Origin of the sequence: Exiguobacterium sp. SH31 (genome assembly GCF_001816105.1) — a bacterium.
In the GTDB taxonomy this organism is placed as follows: Bacteria; Bacillota; Bacilli; order Exiguobacteriales; family Exiguobacteriaceae; genus Exiguobacterium; species Exiguobacterium aurantiacum_A.
Window position 1 is genome coordinate 1 of record NZ_LYTG01000083.1, and the last position, 23,394, is coordinate 23,394.

23 protein-coding genes and 1 other annotated feature are annotated in these 23,394 nt (G+C 52.4%); all 23 genes read left to right on the forward strand.

The window, feature by feature from the left end; all coding sequences use genetic code 11:
• The first annotated feature begins 55 nt into the window (after window positions 1-55).
• Window positions 56-297 (forward strand) — a binding site (T-box leader).
• Window positions 298-362: 65 nt separating this feature from the next.
• The 23 genes from asnA (at window position 363) to A6395_RS11570 (ending at window position 23,379) form a co-directional block, all read left to right on the forward strand.
• Complete coding sequence (gene asnA / locus A6395_RS11465) at window positions 363-1,346, forward strand: aspartate--ammonia ligase (RefSeq protein WP_084813050.1); 984 nt, start codon at window positions 363-365, stop codon at window positions 1,344-1,346.
• Window positions 1,347-1,526: 180 nt separating this feature from the next.
• Window positions 1,527-2,822 carry an ABC transporter substrate-binding protein gene (locus A6395_RS11470; protein WP_071399129.1) on the forward strand — a complete coding sequence of 432 codons (1,296 nt, stop codon included), beginning with the start codon at window positions 1,527-1,529 and terminating at the stop codon, window positions 2,820-2,822.
• 147 nt (window positions 2,823-2,969) lie between these two features.
• Entirely contained in the window at window positions 2,970-4,160 is a 1,191-nt protein-coding gene (locus A6395_RS11475) for a right-handed parallel beta-helix repeat-containing protein (protein WP_071399130.1), read from the forward strand.
• A complete protein-coding gene (locus A6395_RS11480) occupies window positions 4,147-4,713 on the forward strand; it encodes a nitrous oxide reductase accessory protein NosL (protein WP_070328887.1) in 567 nt (188 codons plus the stop codon). The genes A6395_RS11475 and A6395_RS11480 overlap by 14 nt, the downstream gene beginning before the upstream one ends.
• Before the next feature lie 3 nt (window positions 4,714-4,716).
• Window positions 4,717-5,517, forward strand: a complete 801-nt coding sequence (locus A6395_RS11485) for an ABC-2 transporter permease (protein WP_071399131.1) — start codon at window positions 4,717-4,719, stop codon at window positions 5,515-5,517.
• Window positions 5,504-6,223: an ABC transporter ATP-binding protein gene (locus A6395_RS11490; RefSeq protein WP_071399132.1), complete on the forward strand. Its 720-nt coding sequence runs from the start codon at window positions 5,504-5,506 to the stop codon at window positions 6,221-6,223. The genes A6395_RS11485 and A6395_RS11490 overlap by 14 nt, the downstream gene beginning before the upstream one ends.
• Before the next feature lie 63 nt (window positions 6,224-6,286).
• On the forward strand, window positions 6,287-7,747 hold the full coding sequence (locus A6395_RS11495; protein ID WP_071399133.1) for an MDR family MFS transporter: 1,461 nt from the start codon (window positions 6,287-6,289) through the stop codon (window positions 7,745-7,747).
• Between the two features lie 35 nt (window positions 7,748-7,782).
• Window positions 7,783-8,871: a PQQ-dependent sugar dehydrogenase gene (locus A6395_RS11500; RefSeq protein ID WP_071399134.1), complete on the forward strand. Its 1,089-nt coding sequence runs from the start codon at window positions 7,783-7,785 to the stop codon at window positions 8,869-8,871.
• A 95-nt stretch (window positions 8,872-8,966) separates the two neighbouring features.
• Window positions 8,967-10,175, forward strand: a complete 1,209-nt coding sequence (locus tag A6395_RS11505; RefSeq protein ID WP_071399135.1) for a M48 family metallopeptidase — start codon at window positions 8,967-8,969, stop codon at window positions 10,173-10,175.
• 105 nt (window positions 10,176-10,280) lie between these two features.
• Window positions 10,281-12,032 carry a sensor histidine kinase gene (locus A6395_RS11510; RefSeq protein ID WP_070328893.1) on the forward strand — a complete coding sequence of 584 codons (1,752 nt, stop codon included), beginning with the start codon at window positions 10,281-10,283 and terminating at the stop codon, window positions 12,030-12,032.
• Window positions 12,029-12,736: a response regulator transcription factor gene (locus tag A6395_RS11515; RefSeq protein WP_071399136.1), complete on the forward strand. Its 708-nt coding sequence runs from the start codon at window positions 12,029-12,031 to the stop codon at window positions 12,734-12,736. Before A6395_RS11510 ends, A6395_RS11515 begins: the two co-directional genes overlap by 4 nt.
• A 15-nt stretch (window positions 12,737-12,751) precedes the next feature.
• A complete protein-coding gene (deoD, locus tag A6395_RS11520) occupies window positions 12,752-13,465 on the forward strand; it encodes a purine-nucleoside phosphorylase (protein WP_016508372.1) in 714 nt (237 codons plus the stop codon).
• Between the two features lie 142 nt (window positions 13,466-13,607).
• Window positions 13,608-14,774 carry an MFS transporter gene (locus tag A6395_RS11525; protein ID WP_071399137.1) on the forward strand — a complete coding sequence of 389 codons (1,167 nt, stop codon included), beginning with the start codon at window positions 13,608-13,610 and terminating at the stop codon, window positions 14,772-14,774.
• A gap of 105 nt (window positions 14,775-14,879) precedes the next feature.
• On the forward strand, window positions 14,880-16,265 hold the full coding sequence (locus A6395_RS11530; protein ID WP_071399138.1) for an aldehyde dehydrogenase: 1,386 nt from the start codon (window positions 14,880-14,882) through the stop codon (window positions 16,263-16,265).
• Window positions 16,266-16,450: 185 nt separating this feature from the next.
• The gene (locus tag A6395_RS11535; RefSeq protein ID WP_071399139.1) at window positions 16,451-17,161 is read left to right on the forward strand and encodes a Crp/Fnr family transcriptional regulator; all 711 of its coding nucleotides are present in this window, start codon (window positions 16,451-16,453) and stop codon (window positions 17,159-17,161) included.
• A gap of 184 nt (window positions 17,162-17,345) precedes the next feature.
• Window positions 17,346-17,465, forward strand: coding sequence for a cytochrome c oxidase subunit 2A (locus A6395_RS15910; protein WP_233589685.1), 120 nt, complete (start codon window positions 17,346-17,348; stop codon window positions 17,463-17,465).
• A 21-nt stretch (window positions 17,466-17,486) separates the two neighbouring features.
• On the forward strand, window positions 17,487-17,957 hold the full coding sequence (locus A6395_RS11540; RefSeq protein WP_071399140.1) for a cytochrome c oxidase subunit II: 471 nt from the start codon (window positions 17,487-17,489) through the stop codon (window positions 17,955-17,957).
• On the forward strand, window positions 17,958-19,643 hold the full coding sequence (locus tag A6395_RS11545; protein WP_071399141.1) for a b(o/a)3-type cytochrome-c oxidase subunit 1: 1,686 nt from the start codon (window positions 17,958-17,960) through the stop codon (window positions 19,641-19,643).
• 48 nt (window positions 19,644-19,691) lie between these two features.
• A complete protein-coding gene (locus tag A6395_RS11550; RefSeq protein WP_070328900.1) occupies window positions 19,692-20,300 on the forward strand; it encodes a kinase in 609 nt (202 codons plus the stop codon).
• Between the two features lie 135 nt (window positions 20,301-20,435).
• Window positions 20,436-20,828: a GntR family transcriptional regulator gene (locus A6395_RS11555; protein ID WP_070328901.1), complete on the forward strand. Its 393-nt coding sequence runs from the start codon at window positions 20,436-20,438 to the stop codon at window positions 20,826-20,828.
• The gene (locus tag A6395_RS11560; RefSeq protein ID WP_071399142.1) at window positions 20,806-21,486 is read left to right on the forward strand and encodes an ATP-binding cassette domain-containing protein; all 681 of its coding nucleotides are present in this window, start codon (window positions 20,806-20,808) and stop codon (window positions 21,484-21,486) included. Before A6395_RS11555 ends, A6395_RS11560 begins: the two co-directional genes overlap by 23 nt.
• The gene (locus tag A6395_RS11565; protein ID WP_071399143.1) at window positions 21,483-22,274 is read left to right on the forward strand and encodes a hypothetical protein; all 792 of its coding nucleotides are present in this window, start codon (window positions 21,483-21,485) and stop codon (window positions 22,272-22,274) included. The genes A6395_RS11560 and A6395_RS11565 overlap by 4 nt, the downstream gene beginning before the upstream one ends.
• 19 nt (window positions 22,275-22,293) lie before the next feature.
• Entirely contained in the window at window positions 22,294-23,379 is a 1,086-nt protein-coding gene (locus A6395_RS11570; protein WP_071399144.1) for a hypothetical protein, read from the forward strand.
• Window positions 23,380-23,394 lie beyond the last annotated feature (15 nt).

A 23,394-nucleotide genomic window follows, 5' to 3' on the forward strand; every position in this document is an offset into this window, starting at 1 on the left:
AGAAAAGCTGTTGACATTCGTCTGAATATTTATAATAATGAGTTCAATTCAATTGTGAACGACATTGAAAGGACGAGTACACAGAAGACGTAAGCAAAGCGAGCCGGGGAAGGTGAGAGCCCGGACTGAAATCTCTGTCGAAGAACCTCCTGGAGTCGCTACCCGAACGCTTTGCAAGTAGACGTAGCCGGACCGTTCCCCGTTATCGGAACTACGAGATGTTCGTCTCGAAAAAGTGAGTAGATTCGTCTACTAATTTGGGTGGCACCGCGGAGCTTGAAGCCTTCCGTCCCATAGTCCATGGGATTGGAGGGCTTTTTTCTATTGCTCCGTCCCAAATCCCACAATTGGAGGAAGACAAAATGACAAAGACAGCAACAAGCATGATGAAGGAAAAACAACAGGCAATCACGGCGGTAAAGGCAATGTTCGAGGACAAGTTCAGCACGGCGCTAGGTCTCACGCAAGTACAGGCACCGCTATTCGTCACATCGGCGAGCGGAGTCAACGATCACTTGAACGGCGTCGAGCGCATCATTCAGTTTGACACGCAATATCCGGGACATGAGCTTGAAATCGTCCAGTCGCTTGCGAAATGGAAGCGCGAAGCGCTCGGCCGGTACGGGTTCAAAGTTGGCGAAGGGTTGTATACACAGATGCGTGCGATCCGCCGCGACGAAGAACTCGACGCGACACACTCGCTTCATGTCGATCAATGGGACTGGGAACGCGTCATCGCCCGGGAACACCGGACGACCGATTATTTGAAAGCGACCGTCGAATCGATTTATGCGGCCTTGCTTGAAACGGAACGGTCGGTCGAGTCGGCATACGCGATCGAAGCGATTCTCCCTGAGTCGATTCACTTCTTGACGAGCCAAGAGCTAGAAGACCTGTATCCGACGCTGACGCCAAAAGAACGAGAACATGCGATTTGTAAAGAGCATGGCGCGGTCTTCCTCTCACAAATCGGAGGCGCGCTCGCCTCAGGAGAGAAACATGATGGCCGAGCGGCTGACTATGACGACTGGTCGCTCAACGGCGATATTCTCGTCTGGCATCCAGAACTCGAGACGGCGTTCGAACTGTCGTCGATGGGGATCCGTGTCGATGAGACAGCACTCGCTGAGCAGTTGGTGACAGCCGACGCGGAAGAGAAGCGGAAGTATCCGTTCCATCAAGCCGTGCTCGAAGGACGTCTCCCACTTACGGTCGGAGGCGGAATCGGCCAGTCACGTGTCGCCATGTATCTGCTCCGGGCCCGTCATATCGGTGAAGTCCAATCGTCGGTCTGGCCGAGCGAGATGGTCGCGGCGTGCGAAGAAGCTGGAATTAGCCTGTTGTAATTATATAGAAGCAAATGAGCCAGGACTTTCTTACGAGAAAGTCCTGGTTTTCTGTACAACATTTTCCACCCTACACGTCAATTTTGACACCTACATAATGGAAGCGTTTTCATTTAAAGTAAGGGTGTACTGATTGGATCGATTATTTTAGTCGACTTATACACCGAGGGAGGAAGCAAGATGAAACGCAAATGGAGATTATCGACAGCTGTGATGACGGCTGGCATGGTATTGACGCTCGCTGCCTGCGGGGGCGGATCGCTCACAGAAGGGGAAGGGTCGGCTGACGAGAACGCGGATAGCGGTGACTCAAAAGATGTGACGTTGAACGTCTTCCAATTTAAAGCCGAAATCGCTAAAGATCTCGAGGCGATGGCGAAAGAATATGAAGAAGAGACGGGCGTCAAAGTGACCGTTCAAACGGTCGGCGGCGGAGCCGACTACGGTGCCGCGCTCAAATCGCAATTCGCATCTGGCAATGAACCGGATATCTTTAACAACGGTGGCTTCACGGAAGCACAGACGTGGAAAGATAAGTTGGAAGATTTGTCGGATGAAAAGTGGGTCGGTGATTTGACGGAAGTGGCCAAAGAACCGATGACGATGGACGGGAAACTGTACGGTATGCCGATGAACCTTGAAGGCTACGGTTTCATCTACAATAAGGAGCTGTTTGAGAAAGCGGGCATCAGTGAACTGCCGAAGACGCTGTCTGAATTGACGGATGCGGCTGAAAAGTTGGACAAGGCGGGCATCACCCCGTTTTCGGTCGGCTACGCGGAGTTTTGGATTCTCGGCATCCACTTGCTCAACATCCCGATGGCACAACAAGATGATCCCGATGCGTTCATCCAAGCGCTCAACGACAACAAAGAGAAGTTCGAAGACAATGAGCAGTTCCAACAGTTCTTGAAACTGTTCGACCTGACCATCAAATACGGCAACAAGAACCCGCTCACGACGGACTACAACACGCAAGTCACACAGTTCGCCCAAGGCGAGACAGCGATGCTCCAGCAAGGCAACTGGGCCCAACAGATGATTCTCGACGTGAATCCGGACATCGAGATGGGCTTCGTACCGATTCCAATCAATGATGATAAAGAGAAGATGGACCGCTTGCCGGTCGGCGTCCCGAATAACTGGGTCGTCAACAAAAACTCACAATATAAAGAAGAAGCGAAAGACTTCCTCGAGTGGATGGCGACGTCAGACACAGGAAAAGACTACATGGTCAACAAGTTCAAGTTCATCCCGGCCTTCAAGTCGATCGAAGCGAACGACCTCGGACCACTCGCTGACGATATCCTTGCCTATTCGAACGAAGGCAAGACGATCTCATGGAACTGGTTCAAGTATCCGGACGGCGCGGTCAACGAGTATGGCGCTTTGATGCAAGCGTACGTCGGCGGTCAGAAGACCGGTGATGAGATGCTCCAAGACTTCACAAAAGTATGGATGGATAAAGCTAAATAAAGACAACACAAGCAGCGAACTGACCCCTTCGCCGCTTGTGTTTTTTTTATGAAGAAACTGTCACAGGAATCCCATAAAAAGCACACACATACCCCCCTAGGTTTTCGTACAATATGTTTTGTAAGCGATTGATCAAGAGGAGGGGTTATGAGACAACTAAAACTTGGATTGCTCATCGGCTTGTTGTTCGCAGCCCCGTCTGTCCACGCGGAGTCCGATTTAGTGACGCTTGACGAACCGATCGTGGTCCGTTCGAATGAGACGTTTGACGGTGCGGGGAAACGCTTCGTCAGCTGCAATGAACCGGCGTTTCGGTTAGAAGGGACCGGGGCGGTGCTCGAGAATGTTTTGGTCGAACAGTGCCGGCAGACGGACGTGGCTGCCATACAAGTCTCAGGGCTTGGGCATCAGTTGATCGATGTGACCGTCGAAGCGTCGGGGACCGGTATCGTAGTGGAAGACAGCTACGGGGTAAGGCTCGTCCGTCCCGTCATCTCGGGGTCTAATCAACACGAGGGCATCTCGCTATTGAACAGCGAAGCGGCTTTGATCAAAGGGGCGGTCATCGACCGAGTCCGTGACGGGATCTACATCGAGAACGGGTCGGGTCACCAGCTGATTCGACCGAGCGTTGCTGATGCTAGATACGGTGTCCATCTCATGTTTCCGACAGACGTGTCGATCAATTTGCCGAACCTCCGGCGCAACGGAGCAGGTGCGATGATCATGGGGACAGAGCGCGTCGTCATCGAGAACGGACAAATCCATGACCAAGTCGGCGCGACGGCGACCGGGATCATGTTGTTTGAAGCAGTCGAGACGACGTTGCGTGCCAACGCGATCTTCGGCAATCGGATCGGGATTTATGCGGAAAAATCGGAGTGGACGACGATTCATGACAATGGTGTGAACGGCAATGATGTAGGACTGCGCTTGAAGTCGGCGAACGGGATGACGATGACAGGGAATGACTTGACCGGCAATCGGTATCCGGTCGTCTCGTTTGAGTCGGCAGACAATGTGATTCAAGGAAACGATTGGGGCGGACAGACGCTCGATTTGACACGCGACGGGTTCAGTGAGATCCCGTTTCGGGCCGACCCGTACTTGTTTTTATTGGCCGATTCATATGAAGCGTTCGAGTTGCTGTACGGTGCCCCGGGGCTAACCGTGCTTGAACGTGTGCTCCGTAGCCCGGACGAGGTCACACTCACGGACGCAGGGCCAATTGTGTCCGCGTTTCGCATTGAGTGGAACGGGTCGTTCGGAGCGGTCGCTTTAACCGGAATGATGGTTTTACTATGGATATTTGGGAGGAAACGATATGACTACGTATAAGAAAATGGCAGGACTATTCGCCGCATCAAGTTTGACGCTCGCACTTGGGGCGTGTTCGAGCGCTGCGGCGGAACCGTTCGATATCGAATGGGGCGAGACCGAGTGTGAAGTGTGCAAGATGAAAGTGATGGATAAACAATTCGCTGCCGAAGCGATCATGGACAACGGGAAAGGCTATGCGTTCGACGATATCGGTTGTTTGATGCGTGACTGGTACCCTGAGCAAACGGAAGAGGACATCGCGGCGATGTATGTGAAAGACTACAATACGATGGACTGGGTCGATTTAGATGAAGGTACGTTTGTCTATAATAAAGAAGCGAAAACGCCGATGGCTTATAACATCGTCTCGTTCGCAAAAGCAGCGGACGCGGAGACGTATGCCGAAGAGAATGGCGGCATGGTGATGGATTTAGACGACTTGAAAGAACACACGTGGGAACGCGGCGAGATGAACGGTCATAAAAAAATGAACTCGGACGACGATGGCGAAGCGAGCGACATGAGTGACGCGCACGATTCGGATGAGTCATCTGACGGTCACGGGCAGTAAGCGATGTTATGGCGGATCGAATGGTCCCGTACGCTGCGTCAGAAAGAAAGTTACGTCTTCTTGCTTGCTTGGGTACTGACACTCGTCTTGCTGGGTGGTCTCGGCCAAGCGATCCCGGTGGCGACGGCGTATACGAACGTCAGCGCGACACTCGTCACGGTGATCGGGCTCGTGTTACCGCTCCTCGTCATGTTGACGACGGCACTGCAGTGGGGCAATGAGCGTGAATCAAAGCGGATGCGACTCGTCTCGACGTTCACGGTGTCGATGCGCCGCGTGGTCTGGATGCGTTACAGCGCATTCCTGGCGACGCAAGGACTCATCATCACGCTTGCGTTCGCGCTCGCCTCGTTCCTTGTTTCGATGCCGCTCGAGACGTGGTTCGTCCTATGGGTGTATGCGTTCGGGCTCACCGCATACGGTGCCGCGATCGGCACGTTCATCGGCGTCGTCGGACGGACGAGGCTTCGAGCCGTGCTCCTCTCGTTCATCGTCTGGGTCGTCCTCGTTTTACTTTGGCCGACGCTCCTCGTGGCAACGATTGCTTGGCTGCCTTACGGGTCGCAAGCGAGTGCGATGGTCGGGCTTCTGTTTTTGAACGGATTTGAGCTGCTGCGCGTCTGGGTGAGCTCGGTCTTGTCGGCACCTGACCTGTTTGGGGCCGTCTATGAAACGTTTATCGGCTGGCTCGGCGACCCACTCGGTAGTTTGACCGTCGGCATCGCAATCTTGAGTGTCGTGTTTGTGTTGTGGTTCGGGACAGCTTGGTTACTTCGACAGGAGGGACGACATGATTCAGCTTGAACAGGTCGGTAAATGTTATGGCGATGTATGGTCGCTCCATCCGCTTGACGGAGCGATTGCCGACGGTCGGGTCGTCGCCTTATGCGGAAGCAACGGGGCTGGGAAATCGACGCTACTGAACATGTTGAACGGTACGCTCGCACCGAGTGTCGGTCATGTCTCGTTGAACGGGGAGACGCGTGACCGTCGAAAATCGTATAATCAATCGTTTGGTTATATGCCTGATGATTTCGCATTCGATCCGTCGTGGACCGTCGGTGAGACGTTTGCGTATTACGCGTTGCTTCAAGGAGTCAAACCGGATGCGTCTCTATTGAACCGTGTCGGGCTTGACGCCAAGACCCGGCAACAGGTCGGGATGTTGTCGAAAGGGATGCGGCAACGTCTCCTGCTCGCTCAAGCGTTGGTCACGAAACCTGACATTTTACTGCTAGACGAGCCGACGAACGGTCTCGACCCGACGTGGATGCATGTATTGGGCCGACTGTTGCGGGAAGAGGCCGACCGCGGGACGACGATCGTGTTCTCGACACACCAGCTCGATGTGGCGGCGAGGCTTGCTGACGAAGTCTGGATGCTTGATGCCGGCCGGCTGGAAGGACGTGTCCTCGTTCAAGATGAACAGGCCGCTTACGCCGAAATTAAAAACTTCTTTTTCGAACCTGAAGTTGAGGCTTGTCAAACAGACGCCGCTCGCACAAAATAATAGACAGTTGAAGTGGTGGTCGGAGCCTTCCGGCGCCACTATTTTTGTGGGGAGATGGAACAGATGAGAAAGAATGTTACGGTCGCACTACTGCTTGCGACTTTTTTGGCAGCGATTGAAGGGACGGTCGTCTCGGTCGCGACGCCGGTCATTGCGAGCGAGTTGAATGGCGCGGCGCTCGTTAGTTGGGTATTTGCCGCCTTCTTACTATTTACCGCGGTGTCGACACCGATTTACGGGAAAGTCGCCGACTTGTTCGGTCGAAAGCGTGTCCTCTTGTTTGGGATCGGGCTGTTCACACTCGCCTCGCTCTTGTGCGGTCTAGCGACATCGATGGAGCAGTTGATCGTGTTTCGGGCGCTACAAGGTCTTGGTGCCGGTGCGGTCCTGCCGATCTCGATGACGATTATCGGGGACTTGTATAAGTATGAAGAGCGCGGCAAGATCCAAGGGATTTTAAGCGCGGTGTGGGGCGTGTCCGGTGTACTCGGACCGGTCATTGGAGGATTTTTGGTCGAGACGTTGTCTTGGCGCTACGTGTTCTTGTTGAACGTTCCGTTTGCGCTCTTATCGTTCATCATGATCGTCACATTTTATAAAGAGACGGTCGCCGAGACGACCGAACGGATCGATATAAAAGGGGCACTCCTGTTCGCCGGGGGGACGACCGCATTCTTGTACGCCTTGATCACGTTCAGTGAAACGAACATCTTGACGTTACCGGTCGTCGTCAGCGCTGTGCTCAGTCTTATCTTGCTCGTCAGCTTCTTCATGTCGGAGCGCCGGGCCAAGACACCACTCCTGCCGCTCGAGCTGTTGAAGCAGCCGATTATCGCGTCCATCAACGGGGCCGTCTTCTTTGCTGCTTGGGTGCTCGTCTCGATGTCAGCCTACATCCCGATTTGGGCGCAGGCTGTACTTGGTAAATCGGCGACGGAGGCGGGCTTTATGCTCATGCCGCTCTCGGTCGCATGGACGTTCACGTCGATTATCGGCGGACGGACGCTCGGAGCGGCATCACCGCGACGACGAGCTGTCTTCGGGATGGGCCTGCTCTTGATTGGGACGGTCATCTTGACGCTGATGACTCCATCGAGTTCGGACGTCTGGGTGTACCTCGCCGTCGCCATCATCGGCGTCGGATTCGGTTTGTCACAACCGATGTTCATCGTCGTGTTGCAGACGGTCGTGTCATACCGTCAGCGCGGGACAGCGACAGCGGCGAACTCGTTTTTAAGTACGGTCGGACAGACGCTCGGAGTCGCGGTGTTCGGGGCGATGTTCAACTTTATCGTCTTGAGCGGATTCCGGAACGACGAAACGTTGAGCAGTGCCTCGCTCGAATCGTTCTTCAACCAGGCGGCGAGTGCCACGCTTGACGAGGGTGTTCGCCTGCAAGGTGAGCAGTTGATCGCCTCGGGACTGAACAGTGTCTTCGTCGGAGCGGCGCTCGCGGCGTTCATCGCCTTGCTCATCGCGCTTCGGTTACCGGCCCGCCCACCCGAACCTTCACGCGACGCCTAAAAGCGCGGTATGATGGGGGAAAGGAGGCGGTCACGTTGAAACGATGGTTACTCATGTTGTCACTCGTCTTTGTTGCCGGTTGTGCGTCTGATCCGGCGGACGATGCGGTCCAAGAAGAGGAAACCCCGATCGAACAACCGGCTGAATCGACGGAAGTTGCGCCGAACGAAGATGACGCGTTATCGGTTGGGGCGAACGAATCGATTGCGCGACAGCTCGACGTCCCATGGTCGATTACACGAACCGAGGACGGTTGGCTCGTTTCAGAGCGCGGGGGAACGATTGCTGTCATTGATGCTGACGGTAACGTCTCGCGTCAACCGGTCGAACTGACTGAAGATGTGCTTGAAATCGGGGAAGGCGGACTACTCGGTCTTGCTCTCGCGGATGACTTTGCGACGTCGCGACAGCTGTACGCCTATCATACGTACGGGATACCTGGGGATGTGCGGAACCGGGTCGTCGAATTGACGTGGGACGGAGAACGATTTGAAGAGACGGACATCGTCTTGGAAGACATTCCTGGAGCGCAGTTCCATAACGGCGGACGCTTATTACTCGACGGTGACGTGATTTGGGTCACGACCGGAGACGCACTCGTCCCAGACCTCGCTCAAGATGAGACGTCGATTGCCGGGAAAATCCTGCGCGTGCCGTTGTCCGGCGAAGGGGACCCGGTCGATTGGATTTATTCGTCCGGCCATCGGAATCCGCAAGGGTTGACCGTCATCGAAGACGTGCTCTATGCGAGCGAACACGGGGCGTCCGGTCATGACGAAGTGAACATCATCGAGCCAGGCAACAACTACGGGTGGCCGATCATCGAGGCCGATGAGACGGAAGACGGTCTCGAGACGCCTTGGTTTGAGGTCGGAGGAACGTCATGGGCGCCATCTGGCATCGTTGCCGACGATCAGTACGTCTATATGGCGACGTTGCGTGGAAATCGTTTGGTCGCGATCGACCGTGAGACGCGCGAAGTCGTTCCGCTCGTCGAGGATCAAGGGCGCATCCGGGACGTCTGGTTAGAAGACGACCGTCTGTATTACATCACGAACAATACGGACGGCCGGGGCAATCCGGGAACGGAAGACGATCAACTGTTCATGTTGGAATTACGTTAGAAACTGACATCTCGTCAGTTTCTATTTTTTTGTTGTTTTACGTGTGAGATTCCGTATAATAAAGACGGTAATTGGAAAATGAAGGAGTTAATGACATGAATCATTCAAAATTGGTACATAAGCACGAACAATTGTATTTCGGACTGCTTGTCGCGATGAGCATCCTGACAATTATTGTCGGAATCGTCTTGACGATTGCCTCACTCGGTATCTTCCTGTGGATCATCGGGCTAATCGTCTCGCTGTCGATGTTCGCACACTGGATTCAAATCGGCTATATTCGGACGAACGGGGTCAAAGTGACGGAGCGACAATTCACCGACCTGCATGAGATGTATCAGCGCGTCGGACAAGGGATGGGTATCCGTTTGTTGCCAGACGTCTATATTTTACAGGCGGGCGGGGTCTTGAACGCGTTCGCGACCCGATTCTTCCAAAAGAATATGATCATCTTGTATTCGGACGTCGTGGAACTGTCGCGGAACGGTCAGACGAAAGAAGTCGAGTTCGTCATCGCGCATGAACTCGCGCACATCCGCCGCAATCACGTCCAAAAACAGTGGCTCGTCTTGCTCGGGAATATCGTTCCATTTTTAGGGACAGCGTATTCACGCGCTTGCGAATATACGTGCGACCGGATGGCCGCGCATTATATTCAAGACGAAGCGGCTTCAAAACGAGCGCTCACCATCCTCGCCGTCGGCGGAAAGCTCGCCAAAGAAGTGAACGAGTTCGACTATTTATATGAAGCAAGCCGTGAGAACGGGTTCATCGCCAAATATAGCGAACTGATCTCGACGCATCCGACATTGCCGAAACGGATCGCCGCTATTGCCACGCATGCCGGTGAGGCGAACGTGCCGATGTTCAAGACGGCTGGTTATGTCAAAGCCTCAATCATCGGAACGATTGTCGTCACCGTGCTCGTCAACGGGGCCATCATCGCGTGGCTCGTCATGAGTGACGGGTTCACGGGCCTTGCCGCTTCACCGTTCAGCGAAGGATTCGCCGATGAGATGGCTGTGGAGCCGCTCCAAGAATTGGCGTACGACAATGCCAGTTATGATGCGGTGGAAGAAGAGGTGATGAACGGAGCGGATGTGAACATGCAAGATGATTACGGGGACACGCCGCTCCATAATTTCCTTTATAGTGAGAACGTCGATGTAGAAACAATCACGTTATTACTTGATAGCGGGGCAGACGTATCGCTTGAAAACGAAGACGGAATGACGCCGGGTGAATTAGCAGCAAATATGGACCATTCCGACGAAGTGATTCAATTGATCAATTCATACGAGTGACAAGAAAGACTTGAGGCATCCTTTTTGGGGCTCAAGTCTTTTTTTACGACATGATTGCAAACGCTTGCATGACCCGTGATATAATTTTCAAGAGGAGGGGTGTCGGTGAGGAGCATCCGTACGAAATTGACCGGGATGATCGCATTGACAATCATCGTTCCGGTTATTTTAGCGACCGTCATATCATTTTGGTACGTCAAAGACCGGGAACGAGAACGTGGTCTCGAACTCACGGACTGGTCACTCGAGCGCGGGACGTTGCAGATCGAACGCTACATCTCTGACTTGAGCCGCCTGCCGACGAGCCTATACGCCAATCGGGACGTCCTCGACATTCTTGAATACGGTCCCGGGCTGTCACTCGAGCAGACGGAGCTTGAAGTTCGGCGGGCCCTCCTTGGTATGTACTTATCACGTGAGGACGTCGCACAGATTCAATTGCTTATGCTTGAAGACATGGACTCGTTCGCCGCCTATAAAATGAAAGTGTCACCACGTTCGAAAAAACAACCGAGTGCGATTCAACAACAATTGCTGAAGTATGAAGAGAGCCGTGTCTTGCTCGAGGCGTCGCATCCGCTCGTCCCGTACCACGACTTTGGACCGATCGTCTCGGCAGAAGAGGTCGTGACGCTTCATTTCCGGCTCGACAAGATCGAGACGGATAAACCGCTCGCGATCCTCTCGATCGATATACCGGAAGACGTGTTTGTCGGACAACTAGCGTCGTTGCAAAACAATCCGGAGGAAAGCCTTTGGTTCATCGGCGGGAACAATCAAGTGTTTGCCAAGCTCGGGGACGAGGACATCCCGGACACGGTGGCGGCGAAGTCGATGTCGGTCGACGGGAAACATCATCGGATCATTAAATCGTTCGAGTTTGAGAATCAAACGTTTTATGTCGGGAAATCGATTCCGGATCGGTTGTTGATTGAACCGGCATCCCGGACGTCATTCATCATCTTCGTCGTCGGGATGGTTTCGCTCGTGTTAGCGTTGATCGGGGCGACATACGCATCGATGCGTTTGACGACGCCGATTAAAACGCTCACGTCGAACATTTGGCGAATCGAGCAAGGGGACATGACCGTCTCGTTCGATTCCCTGGGAAATGATGAGTTCGGCGTCCTTGGCCGGCAGTTCAAACGGATGATCGAACGGATCGATGACTTGATTCAGCGCGAATATCGGTTGGCGCTCGAAAATCGGACGAACGAACTGCGCGCCCTGCAGGCGCAAACGAACCCGCACTTTTTATTCAATGCGCTGCAGTCGATCGGGACGCTCGCCCTAAAAGGGGACGGTAAAACGGTTTATCGCTTAATCACACAGTTATCCTCGATGATGCGGTACACGATGCACCCGGACGAGTCGATGGTGACGCTCAAGCGCGAAGTCGAGCATCTCAATTCGTACGTTCGGCTCCAACAGGTCCGCTTCCCCGATCAGTTCGACGTCGAGGTCGACGTCCCGGACGCGTTGCTCGACTTGATCGTTCCGAAGATGATCCTCCAACCGCTCGCGGAGAACTTTTTCAAACATGGGTTTGAGCGGGACGGGGCGACGGCGGCCAATCGATTCTGCTTAAACATCCGTCAAACGGGAGCCGACCTCATCATCCGTTGTGAGAACAGCGGGCGAGCGATCTCGGACTTTGAGCTGAACGCCCTGCAACAACGGATCGAACGGTCGACAGGACCGATTCATGGTGCGGAAGGCACCGGTTTAAAGAACATTCGCGATCGACTCATGTTAAACTATAATCGGGAGGCTGAGTTTATGTTGGCTACACCAGAGACCGGCGGATTCCGCATCGTCATGCGTTTCCCGGCCGTGAAGGAGGCGGGTGCGTCATGACGAAAGTATTGATCGTCGACGATGAGTCGCCAGTACGGGAAGCGGTCAAATTGCTTGGGGAGTGGGAACGTCTCGGCGTCACGAAAGTGTTCGAGGCGAGCGACGGCGAAGAAGCGAAACGGATTATCACGAAAGAGCGCCCAGCCTTGGTTTTATCGGATATTCAAATGCCGCGCTGCAACGGGATTGAGTTGATGGAATGGGTGCATCAAGAGGTGGAGTCGGTAAAGCTGATCGTGTTGACCGGGTACGATGAGTATTCGTATATGCGGCGCGCGATTCAGCTCGGCAGCTTCGATTACTTGCTGAAACCGATTGATCCGGACGTGTTGAACGACACGCTCGAGCGTGCCCTCGCGGACGTCTGTCCAGCCGAGGAAGACCCAATCTTCCAAATCGGTGCGTTTATCGAGCGTCATTATGCGGAAGAGCTCAGCTTGCAAGGGATGAGCGAGCGCTTTTACTTGAGCCGCGAATACATATCGCGTCGTTTTAAGCAGCAGTATGGCGTTAACTTATCCGAGTACTTGCTGTCGATCCGCATGCTCGAGGCCAAGCGTCTCCTTGAAACAAGTAGACAACGTATTTATGAAGTCGCCCAAGCGGTTGGTTTTTCGGACGACAAATACTTCCGAAAAGTCTTTAAAAAACAAGTTGGTGTTACCCCGAACGAATATCGGGAAGGCTACCAACGACAACTTTAAAGGAGGAATTTTATCATGAGTGTACACATTGGGGCAAAAGAAGGACAAATCGCAGAAACGGTATTACTTCCAGGAGATCCGTTGCGTGCGAAATATATCGCCGAGACGTTCTTAGAGGATGTCGAACTGTATAACGAAGTGCGTGGCATGTACGGTTTCACGGGTACGTATAAAGGCAAACGCATCTCTGTTCAAGGGACAGGTATGGGTGTGCCGTCGATGTCGATTTACGTCAACGAATTGATCATGTCGTACGGTGCTAAAAACTTGATTCGTGTCGGTACAGCCGGCGGGATTCAAGAAGACGTCAAAGTGCGTGACGTTGTCATCGCGATGAGCGCATCGAGTGAGATGGGACAAAACCGTGTCCGGTTCGACGGCATGGACTACGCACCGACAGCGACGTTCGACCTCCTACATCGTGCGTATATGAACGCGGAGAAAGCGGGCATCCCGGTCAAAGTCGGTCAAATCTTCACGGCCGACCAGTTCTATCAAGATGACTTCCACCACTTCAAAAAGTGGGCGGACTTCGGTTGCCTCGCAATCGAGATGGAAGCAGCCGGCCTTTACACGCTCGCGGCGAAACATAAAGTTAACGCCTTGACGATCCTCACGATCTCTGACCACTTGTTGACGGGTGAAGAGACGACATCAGAAGAACGTCAATCGACGTTCGACGAGATGATTCGTGTCGCCCTCGACACAGCAGTCGAAGTGACGAACTAAATCATAAGTCCCTACAGACGCAACGTTTGTAGGGACTTTTTGTGTCAGTGTGCCAACGTGTCTATACAAAGCGGAACCGGCAAGCTAGACTGAAGCTGAAAACTCAGTGTCCGTGGAGGTGCTGAGCTAAGGAGAGAATTCCGTGAATAAACCATCCGCTTTTGTGATTTATAGTATCGTCTTTTTTGCGTTTTTTGATCTGTTTGCCCAACTTCCCGTCATGAGCACGTTCGCGACCTCAGTCGGTGCGACGCCGTTCATCGCCGGTGTCGTCATTGCCATCTATTCATTGTCGAACACGTTCGGGAACATTTTGTCTGGCGTTTGGACGGACAAGTTCGGTCCGTTCCGAATCTTACTCGTCGGTTTAGTGTTATCAAGTGCGAGTCTGCTCATGTATCGCCTTGTCGATGATGCTTCGATGTTATTGGTGGTGCGTGTCGTTCACGGATTCGTGGCCGGCTTGATTGTACCGGCTGCGTTTACGCTATCCGCGAACTTGACCGCGGCCAATCGACAAGGGAAAAAAGTGGCGCTCACCGGGAGCTTCGTCGGGTTGGCGGCGATTCTAGGACCAGCGTTCAGCGGCATCATGGCCAGCCGCACATCGGTCCCGGTCGTATTTACGTACGTGGCGGCGTATGGCGTGCTTGTGGCTTTGCTTGCCCTCGTCGTGTTAAAGCGGTTGCGATTCGCTGTTAAACATGAGGACCGGCGCGAAGTGGTTGGCTCGAAAACGCTAGAGCGTGACGTCGTCAAAGCGTATGTCGGGGCGTTTTTATTGATGTTCTCGCAAGGAGCGCTCGCTTATTTATTACCGCTTTACGTGCAAGCGCTCGGTTACGACTCACGGCTCAGCGGGACGTTGCTCAGCACGTTTGGCGTTGCTGCCGTCCTCGTGTTCGTCTTGCCGACGAACCGTATCTTCGACCGGTTCGAGCCGGCGCGCTTGGCTGCGCTCGGGATCGCCATCCTTGGGGTTAGTCAAATTCTGATCGGTTTGTCGGGTAGCGCAAATTTGCTCTATCTCGTGCTCGGCTGTTATGGCGTCGGCTTCGCTATTTTGTTCCCGGCCATCAACACGATGTTGATCAAAGCGACGAACAGTGCCAATCGTGGCAAATCGTACGGCTATTTCTATGCGTTCTTCTCGCTCGGTACGGTCGTGGGTTCGGCTCTCTTAGGGTGGCTGTCCGTCTCGTTAACGCAGAAATTCACGCTGACCGGGATTGTTTTGCTGCTAGCGGGCCTGCTTTTGATTGTGATCGAGCAGACAAGGAAACGTGTCGTTTCAAACAAGACCGGGTGAGATGGGCACGTATCAAGCAGCAACGGCTGAACGTTCAAAATGGTCGGGTCTGATTGGATAGTGATAAGATGAAGACAGCGTTATCACTCAAAGGGAGGCAGATTTATGCTCGCACCAATCGAACAGTTGACGATCGAAGAGCTCATCAGTAAGCAACGTCGTTTCTTTAAGACGCAAGCGACCAAATCGCTTGCATTTCGTCTCAGTATGTTGACGTTTTTGAAAGAATCGATCAAACATCACGAAACGGAAATTATTGAAGCGTTAAAAACAGATTTAAATAAATCAGAGCTCGATGCGTTCACGACGGAGATCGGCTTTATTTACGACGAGATCAGTCGGACGAATCGAGAGTTGAAGCGTTGGATGCGTCCAAAACGGGTTCGCGGCGCGGCGATCCACCTCGGGACAAAAAGTGAGGTCATATTTGAACCGCGCGGTACCGTTCTGATCATCGCTCCTTGGAATTATCCGTTCCAATTGGCTATCGCACCGCTCATCGGAGCAATCGCGGCCGGGAACACGGCTGTCGTGAAACCGTCGGAATTGACGCCGAACGTGGCCCAAGTGATGACGAAAGTGCTCGAACGGGCGTTCACCGATCGTTACGTCGTCAGCGTCGAAGGGGATAAAGACGTCGCTCAAGCTCTGCTCGAACAAAAATGGGATCACATCTTCTTCACCGGTTCGACCCCGGTCGGAAAAATCGTCATGGAGGCTGCGGCCAAGCAATTGACGCCGGTCACACTTGAACTCGGTGGGAAGTCACCGGCCATCGTCCATGAAGATGCCAATATTAACATTGCGGCGAAACGAATCGCATGGGGGAAATGGATGAACGCCGGTCAGACGTGTGTCGCCCCGGACTACGTGCTCGTCCACGAATCGAAACGTGATGCGTTTCTTGAAGCGATCAAGCGGGAAGCGTTCACGATGTTTGGGAACGGAATCGGGACAGAACGGTTCACCCGGATCGTCAGCGAGTCTCATTTTGATCGGTTGACGAGTTATTTGAGTCAAGGAAACGTCTTCTTCGGGGGAGCGACGGAGCGGGACAGCTTGAAAATCGCCCCGACCGTCATGACGGATATTCATGATGGGGCTGCTGTCATGAAAGACGAGATTTTCGGACCGATTTTGCCGGTGCTGACGTATCGTCAAATCGATGAGGCGATCGAGTTTGTGTCCGACCGTCCGCATCCGCTCGCGCTCTATCTGTTCACGGAAACGAAAGCTGTCGAACAGACGGTGCTCAAGCATCTGACATTCGGCGGCGGTTGTGTCAACGATGTCCTCATGCATTTGACGAACCCGAACTTGCCATTTGGCGGTGTCGGGGAGAGTGGGATGGGGGCTTATCACGGACGCTATAGCTTTGAGGCGTTCAGCCATGCCAAATCAATCTTACGCAACACGACAAAATTTGATGTGCCGATTCGTTATCCAAACTTTAAAGGTGCGGAGAAGCTGATCCGTCTCGTCTATCGCTGAGACTGATCTGAGACTGTAGACTTTCTACAGTCTTTTTTTTATGAGAACGATTTGAAAAATAGAAGATTGTTTGAAATGTCACATACTTTTGTGATCAGGGTGCTCACGCTACTGTATAATAAAGCCATAAATGAAACGTACGAGACATTCCAGGCACGAATGAATTGTGGAGGGAGCAGACGAACATGTCTACGAAATGTGGGACGACCGAACCGAACAGCTTTATCTTTTCAGCGGAGACGAAACAGTTATTGCTCGAAATGATGATACCTCAAGACTACCCGAAGGCTAGCATCGTCTGTTGGGAAGGTGAGAAGTGTGATAAATTCTTTTATTTGAAGAGCGGATCTGTCAAATTCACGAAGATCACGAAAAAAGGGAATCCGATCGTCATGTTCTTATATGGCGCCGACGATTTTTTTGGTGAGTTTGATATCGTCGACACGTTCCCGAGTTCTTACAGCATCGAGACGACCGAGGAGAGTGTCATTGGCGTTATTTCAAAGAAAGATATCGAGACCATCATGCAGCACGACGCCAAATTTGCCGGTGACGTGCTGCGCTGGACGTCGATGATGCGTAAGCATTCAGAGATGAAACTACGTGATTTGCTATTGTACGGAAAGCCGGGAGCGCTCGCTTCGACGTTGCTTCGGATGGCGGCCATGCACGGTGTGGAGGAAGATGACGCGGTCGTCATCTCACGACATCCTTCCGATGGGGAGCTCGGTCAACTGATCGGGGCACCGCGTGAGACCGTCAACCGGATGATGAACCAGTGGCGAAAAGAAGGCGTCCTGACAACGACGGGAAACTCGATCGTCTTGCATGATATCGATTTCTTAAAAGAGCTGTGCCATTGTGAAGGCTGTCCGGCCGGGATTTGCCGATTATAATGAGGAACCGTCTCTTAGAGAGGCGGTTTTTTTGTCGTGTTGATTTGGCTAATTGTGAATTTTATGTGTGGAAACTACGCAAAATTGATGTGATTGTCACTTTTGAAGTGATAAAAGTCACATATTAAGTCGGGGTGAATTTCATACAATGAAAGAGGAAATCATAGCGAAAGGGGTCCTTCACGTGGATAAGAACGGTGGACAAGAACCGAATCTGAAAGGCACGTTTACATCGGTCATGATCGTCGCGGGTGTCATCATCGCCATGTGGTCGTCGGTCTTTTATTTATTTGTTACACGATAACGTCAAAAGGAGAAAACAAACATGCATATTCATAAGCTTGAAAAATATTGGTTGATCTTTGGCATCGTTCTATTAGGCGTGTTTTTGACAGTGCTCGGCATTTCGGCGTTTGCAGCCGGCAACCAGCCCGCATCGGACGCCGATTTGATCGACCCGGCGAAAGTGCATCAGACGGCGCCGTTCGATAAACCTGGACTTAATAAAATTGGTGATAACGAGTATGAACTCGTCATGGTCGCGCAGGCGTTCACGTTCACACCGGGTAACGTTGAAATCCCGAAAGGTGCGAAAGTGACGTTTCTCGTCACGTCACCGGACGTCGTCCACGGTTTCCAGTTGACGGGAACACCGGTCAACATGATGGTCGTACCGGGACATATCAACTCGCTCACGTATACGTTTGAAGAAGCGGGCGAATTTTTAATCCTCTGTAACGAATATTGCGGTACGGGACATCACATGATGTCGACAAAAATTAAGGTGGTGGACTAAATGAACGACGTAGCCTCAAAACTGAAACAGTGGGAAATGGAGCGCGGCGTGCCGGTGCCGAGCATCGGTGTGAAAGAAGCGCGCCTCGCCTATGCCCACGTTGTCGTCTCGGTACTCGCCGTCTTGATTGGAGCGATCGCGGGACTCATGCAGACGCTCATTCGTACAGGAATCATTCCGGAAGTATTCGGTTACTATCAATTGTTGACGGCCCACGGTATCATGCTCGGTCTCGTCTTTACGACGATGTTTATCATCGGCTTACTTTACGCGCTGCTCGCCAAGTCGTTCGGACGGTTTGAATCGTTCCCGACACGTGTCGCTTGGCTCGGTTTTTGGATGATCATCGCCGGGGCGGTACTCGTGACGATCATGGTGCTCGCCAATAAAGCGACTGTACTTTACACGTTCTACGCTCCGCTCATGGCCGACCCGATCTTCTATGTCGGTCTCGTTCTCTTCGTCGTCGGTACATGGTTCTCGGCGTTCGCGATGTTCCGCATGTATGCGGACTATAAACAGGAACACCCTGGCGTCCATCCGCCACTCCCAGCGTACATGAGTATCATGACGATGTTGCTCTGGGTCATCGCGACACTCGGTGTTGCCGGGACGATTTTGTTCCAACTGCTCCCGCTCTCGCTCGGATGGAAAGACACGGTCGGGATTGAATTGAGCCGGACGTTGTTCTGGTACTTCGGTCACCCGCTCGTTTACTTCTGGCTCATGCCGGCCTATATCGTCTGGTATACGGTCGTGCCGAAAGTCATCGGTGGGAAGATCTTCTCGGACGCGCTCGCGCGGATGGCGTTCTTGTTGTTCCTCTTGTTCTCGTTCCCGGTCGGTTTCCACCACCAGTTGACAGAGCCGGGGATTGATCCGTTTTGGAAGTTCGTCCAAGTCATCTTGACGTTCCTCGTCGTCATTCCGTCGTTCATGACGGCGTTCTCGCTGTTCGCGACGTTCGAGCTGCGGGGACGCGCTCTCGGAGCACGCGGTCTGTTCGGTTGGGTCAAAAAGATGCCGTACGGCGATGTGCGTTTCCTCGCCCCGTTCGTCGGGATGTTGTTCTTCATTCCGGCTGGTGCCGGCGGTATCATCAACGCGTCGCACCAATTGAACGCGATGGTCCACAACACGCTTTGGGTCACCGGTCACTTCCATATCACGGTCGGAACGGCCGTCGCCTTGACGTTCTTTGGAACTGCCTATTGGCTCGTACCGGTACTACGCGGACGTACACTCACGAAATCAATGAACCGTCTCGGTTTGATTCAGACGGGGACGTGGGCGTTCGGGATGTCGATCATGTCGTATGCGATGCACATCTCAGGCCTTCAAGGTAACCCGCGTCGGACCGGTCCGGCGACGTATTTCTCAGACGCGTTGACGCGTGAATGGATCCCGTACCATATGGCAATGGCAATCGGCGGGACGATCCTTCTCGTCTCGGTGCTCATCTTCGTATATTCGATGTTCAACTTGTCATTCCTCGCACCAAAAGGTGAGGAAGAGTTCCCACTCGCAGAAACGGAAGAGGCGGCAATGGAGACGCCACGGTTCTTTGAGAACTGGAAGCTCTGGATCACGGTCACGTTCGTCTTGATTGCATTCGCCTACACGGTTCCGATTTGGCACTTGATTGAAAGCGCGCCTCCGGGAGCGAAAGGTTGGGTGCTCTGGTAAACTGAAGTCAGCCTCTAGGGCTGACTTTTTTGATTTGGGGGAGAACGTATGGAGACGTTACAGGAAGTGATTCGTGAAGCATACGCTAACCGTGTCCACGACCGACCGTTCATCGTCGCGATCGACGGCTTGAGCGGGGCCGGGAAGACGACGCTCGTCGAACAATTGAGTGGTATCGCGCCGAACGAACTGCTTCTACATATTGATGACTTCATCGTCGAACGGCATCGGCGCTATGAGACGGGGCAGCCTGAGGCGGTGGAATACTATGCGCTCCAATGGGACGTCGATCTGCTCGTGAAGATGTTGTTCGAGCCGTTGTCCCGAGGTGAGACGCGTCTGACGTTGCCATACTACGAGCGAGACGAGGACGCGATTGTCATGCGGACGATCGATGTGGCTCCGAATGCGCTCGTGTTGATTGAAGGCATCTTCTTATTGCGGGACGAGTGGCGGTCGTATTTCGACTACATCGTTTATCTTGACTGTCCACGCGAGACGCGTTACGAGCGTGTGCTAAATCGCGATACGTATATCGGCGATTTAGCGGCACGGCTCGCCAAATATGAGCGCCGCTACTGGCCGGGTGAAGCGCACTACATCAAGACGGTCAATCCAGTGATACGAGCCGACTATATCGTCCGCTCATCAAACTGACGCATCCTAATCAATGAGGATGCGTCTTTTGTTTTGGATTGTTTTGGGAAATTATTATTGACAGTCAAGTGTATTACAGTGATAATACAGTCAGATAGTGTATTAGTCGCATCATACACTTAGAGAGGTGACAACATGATCATTCAATTTAACACGAGGTCTCCCGTCTACATCCAAGTCGTCGACTACTTCAAAAAGAAGATGGCGCTAGGCGAGTTGAAGGCGGGCGAAGAGATGCCGTCGCGACGAGAGCTCGCGACCGAACTGAAAATCAATCCGAACACCGTCCAAAAGGCGTTCAAGGAAATGGAGGAACAGCAATTGATCACGACCGAACGCAATCGTCCAAGTCGGGTGACGACGGACGACCACGTATTAAAACGAATTCGGACCGAACTCGTCGATGAGGCGGTCGCTGTCTTCGTAGAATCGATTCAAGAGCTCGACGTCACGATGGACGAGCTCGTCAGCAAAATCAAACGGCAATACGGGGAGGGGAATCTCGATGATCGAGGTACTGGGAGTTAAGAAGCGTTACCGCAAAAAACAAGTCATCGAAGATGTGTCGTTCACGGCCAACAAAGGCGAGATCACATGCCTCATCGGTCTGAACGGGACCGGGAAGTCGACGATTTTAAAAGGCATCATGGGGCTGACTCCGTTTGACCAAGGCAACGTTTTGATTGACGGCAAGCCGATCGATTTGAACAACGTCGCGTTCGTACCGGACCATTCGACGTTCCCGATCCACTTCACGATCGAGCAGTGCGAGGCGTTCATGCGCGATTTTTATCCGAAGTTCGACACCAAGTTGTTCGCCCGGCTCGTCGACGAGTTCAAACTGTTTCCGGAGGACAAGTTGAGTGAACTGTCGAAAGGGACGCTCGCGAAAGTCAATTTGACGCTCGGCATCGCCCAAGACCCAGATTACTTGCTGCTCGACGAACCGTTCTCAGGTATCGATGTGTTTTCAAAAGAGCAAATCGTCGAGCTGTTTTCGAGTGACATCATGGAAGACCGCGGTGTCTTGATCACGACGCACGAGATTGACGACATCGAGTATTTGGTCGACAAGGCCGTCATGTTGAACCGGGGACGGATCGTACGTGAATTCGACGTCGAGGACGTCCGCTTCATTCACGGGAAATCGATTGTCGACGTCATGAGAGAGGAGTATGGAGCATGAATCTATTGAAATTGATTGGCTGGGAACTCGATCGCGTCAAAAAGATGTACGGGTTGTTGCTAGGGGTATTGATGACGATTCAATTCGGTTGGTTGGCCGTGTTTATATGGCGGAATACAGTACTGAATGAAGAATACAGACGTGAAGGTCAAAGCTTGTTGGTAGTGTTTCATTCCTATCTCATGAGCACTCCTTACATTTTATCGATTGGGATTGGACTCATCGTGATGCTCGTCTTCAGTGGCTGGATTTGGTATCGAGAATTTTGGGGCCGTGGCACGTTCATGATGCGCTTACTGACGTTACCCACGAAACGGATTCAACTGTTCATCTCGAAATTCATCACGGTCATGATGATGATTTTAGGGCTGATTGCCGTGCAATGGTTCGCGCTCGTTATCGAATATCAGATTTTCACGACATGGTTGGACGGACAGGGGATACGACAACAAGATACGTTCGCAGACATTCGACAATTAGATGTGTTCTCCCTTTTATATCCGACATCATTCGTCAATTTTATCATCCATGTGATGCTTATCGCTTTCGTCGTCTTAACAGTCTTCACGTTCGTATTGGTGGAACGGAGCTTATGGCAACGAACAATCTTTTCTCCGCTCGTGTCCATCGCGCTCATCGGAGGCGTCCTCGCGATTCCGTCAACCATCTTTTATGTCATTGAACAATATTTGTTTATGGATGAGCTCGCACTCATCCTCGTTATAGGGTTTCTCTTCAGCGTTGCGACATTGACGATAATTGCGCGACAGTACTTACAAAAAAAATAAGTGTGTGAGGTGAAGTGATATGAGACGTATACTGAATATCGCAGCTTTAGGCGCAATCATCGTAGCGGGAATCGGTACATATGCCGTCAGTGGGGAACAAAACCAGGACGACTGGATGTTACACGTCGATTCGAACGAGGCCGTATGGAAAAATCGCGCGGTACGCCTCTCGGCTACTGATATGGATCGATCGGGTCAAGATGTAGAGGTGTCTATTGATGGGAGTCGATTTGTCAATGGAAGTTATATTGACGAAGTCATGCAATATCGAAGCGATATCGGGGGACAAGACCGCTCGTTCGCTCGTGCTTTAAAGCAACTTAATTATGCGCAACAAATTAAAACGGAAGACGGCTATGTGGCTATCGGACAAAAAGGCCAAGACACGCTCGTATTATTGCAATCGAAAGACGGGAATATGGTCGAACGGACAGAGTTTCCTAACGTACAGTCGATTGTCGACAGTGGATGGGGCGGAATGTTTGTTTATGACGGTACTGTTCATATCGTGTATAACGAAAACTATGAACTGACGAATCAGCATGTAGCAGTGCTCGACGTAGCGACAACAACGATTGACACGAAAAAAATCGCACGTGATGGTGTGCTCATTGAATACGTGATGGGTGAAACGTGGGGATTCGCGTTAGGTGATGGTCAGCGAACGACAATCGGGAAAGACAATCGCTACATCCCGATTCAAGCGACACGCTTAGAGACGGTCGAGGCAGAAGATGGTGAAGCGTATTCAGAACATATGTCTTTATCTGGCTTATACGTCTACGACGTCGAAGAAAATCGGGTCGTTTCATTAGATGTTGAGCAAGAAGCGATTGCAACTAGCGTATTCGGGGATACGTATCAGGCCCTTCTCGCCGATGGGACGGAGACGAGTATCGACTTAAAAACGTTAACCGAAACGTCACGGACAATCATTCAAGGCGAAGTCGGGACAGCAAGTTATTACGATGGATTGCTTTACCATGTGAGTCCGACAAAAGACGGGGCAGAAGTCGATGTCTATGACGAAGCCGACCTCGTCTCAGAGGCGACCGTGACAGGGAAAGAGGTCAATCCCGACTCATTCCAATATTATGTCTATTAAAAAAGAGGCAGCGCG

Coding starts and splice junctions, on each gene's coding strand:
- A6395_RS11480 (WP_070328887.1), top strand. CDS start 4,147: ATGACTACGTATAAGAAAATGGCAGGACTATTCGCCGCATCAAGTTTG.
- A6395_RS11570 (WP_071399144.1), top strand. CDS start 22,294: ATGAGACGTATACTGAATATCGCAGCTTTAGGCGCAATCATCGTAGCG.
- A6395_RS11550 (WP_070328900.1), top strand. CDS start 19,692: ATGGAGACGTTACAGGAAGTGATTCGTGAAGCATACGCTAACCGTGTC.
- A6395_RS11475 (WP_071399130.1), top strand. CDS start 2,970: ATGAGACAACTAAAACTTGGATTGCTCATCGGCTTGTTGTTCGCAGCC.
- A6395_RS11555 (WP_070328901.1), top strand. CDS start 20,436: ATGATCATTCAATTTAACACGAGGTCTCCCGTCTACATCCAAGTCGTC.
- asnA (WP_084813050.1), top strand. CDS start 363: ATGACAAAGACAGCAACAAGCATGATGAAGGAAAAACAACAGGCAATC.
- A6395_RS11535 (WP_071399139.1), top strand. CDS start 16,451: ATGTCTACGAAATGTGGGACGACCGAACCGAACAGCTTTATCTTTTCA.
- A6395_RS11540 (WP_071399140.1), top strand. CDS start 17,487: ATGCATATTCATAAGCTTGAAAAATATTGGTTGATCTTTGGCATCGTT.
- A6395_RS11545 (WP_071399141.1), top strand. CDS start 17,958: ATGAACGACGTAGCCTCAAAACTGAAACAGTGGGAAATGGAGCGCGGC.
- A6395_RS11565 (WP_071399143.1), top strand. CDS start 21,483: ATGAATCTATTGAAATTGATTGGCTGGGAACTCGATCGCGTCAAAAAG.
- A6395_RS11485 (WP_071399131.1), top strand. CDS start 4,717: ATGTTATGGCGGATCGAATGGTCCCGTACGCTGCGTCAGAAAGAAAGT.
- A6395_RS11560 (WP_071399142.1), top strand. CDS start 20,806: ATGATCGAGGTACTGGGAGTTAAGAAGCGTTACCGCAAAAAACAAGTC.
- A6395_RS11505 (WP_071399135.1), top strand. CDS start 8,967: ATGAATCATTCAAAATTGGTACATAAGCACGAACAATTGTATTTCGGA.
- A6395_RS11515 (WP_071399136.1), top strand. CDS start 12,029: ATGACGAAAGTATTGATCGTCGACGATGAGTCGCCAGTACGGGAAGCG.
- A6395_RS11470 (WP_071399129.1), top strand. CDS start 1,527: ATGAAACGCAAATGGAGATTATCGACAGCTGTGATGACGGCTGGCATG.
- deoD (WP_016508372.1), top strand. CDS start 12,752: ATGAGTGTACACATTGGGGCAAAAGAAGGACAAATCGCAGAAACGGTA.
- A6395_RS11530 (WP_071399138.1), top strand. CDS start 14,880: ATGCTCGCACCAATCGAACAGTTGACGATCGAAGAGCTCATCAGTAAG.
- A6395_RS11495 (WP_071399133.1), top strand. CDS start 6,287: ATGAGAAAGAATGTTACGGTCGCACTACTGCTTGCGACTTTTTTGGCA.
- A6395_RS11490 (WP_071399132.1), top strand. CDS start 5,504: ATGATTCAGCTTGAACAGGTCGGTAAATGTTATGGCGATGTATGGTCG.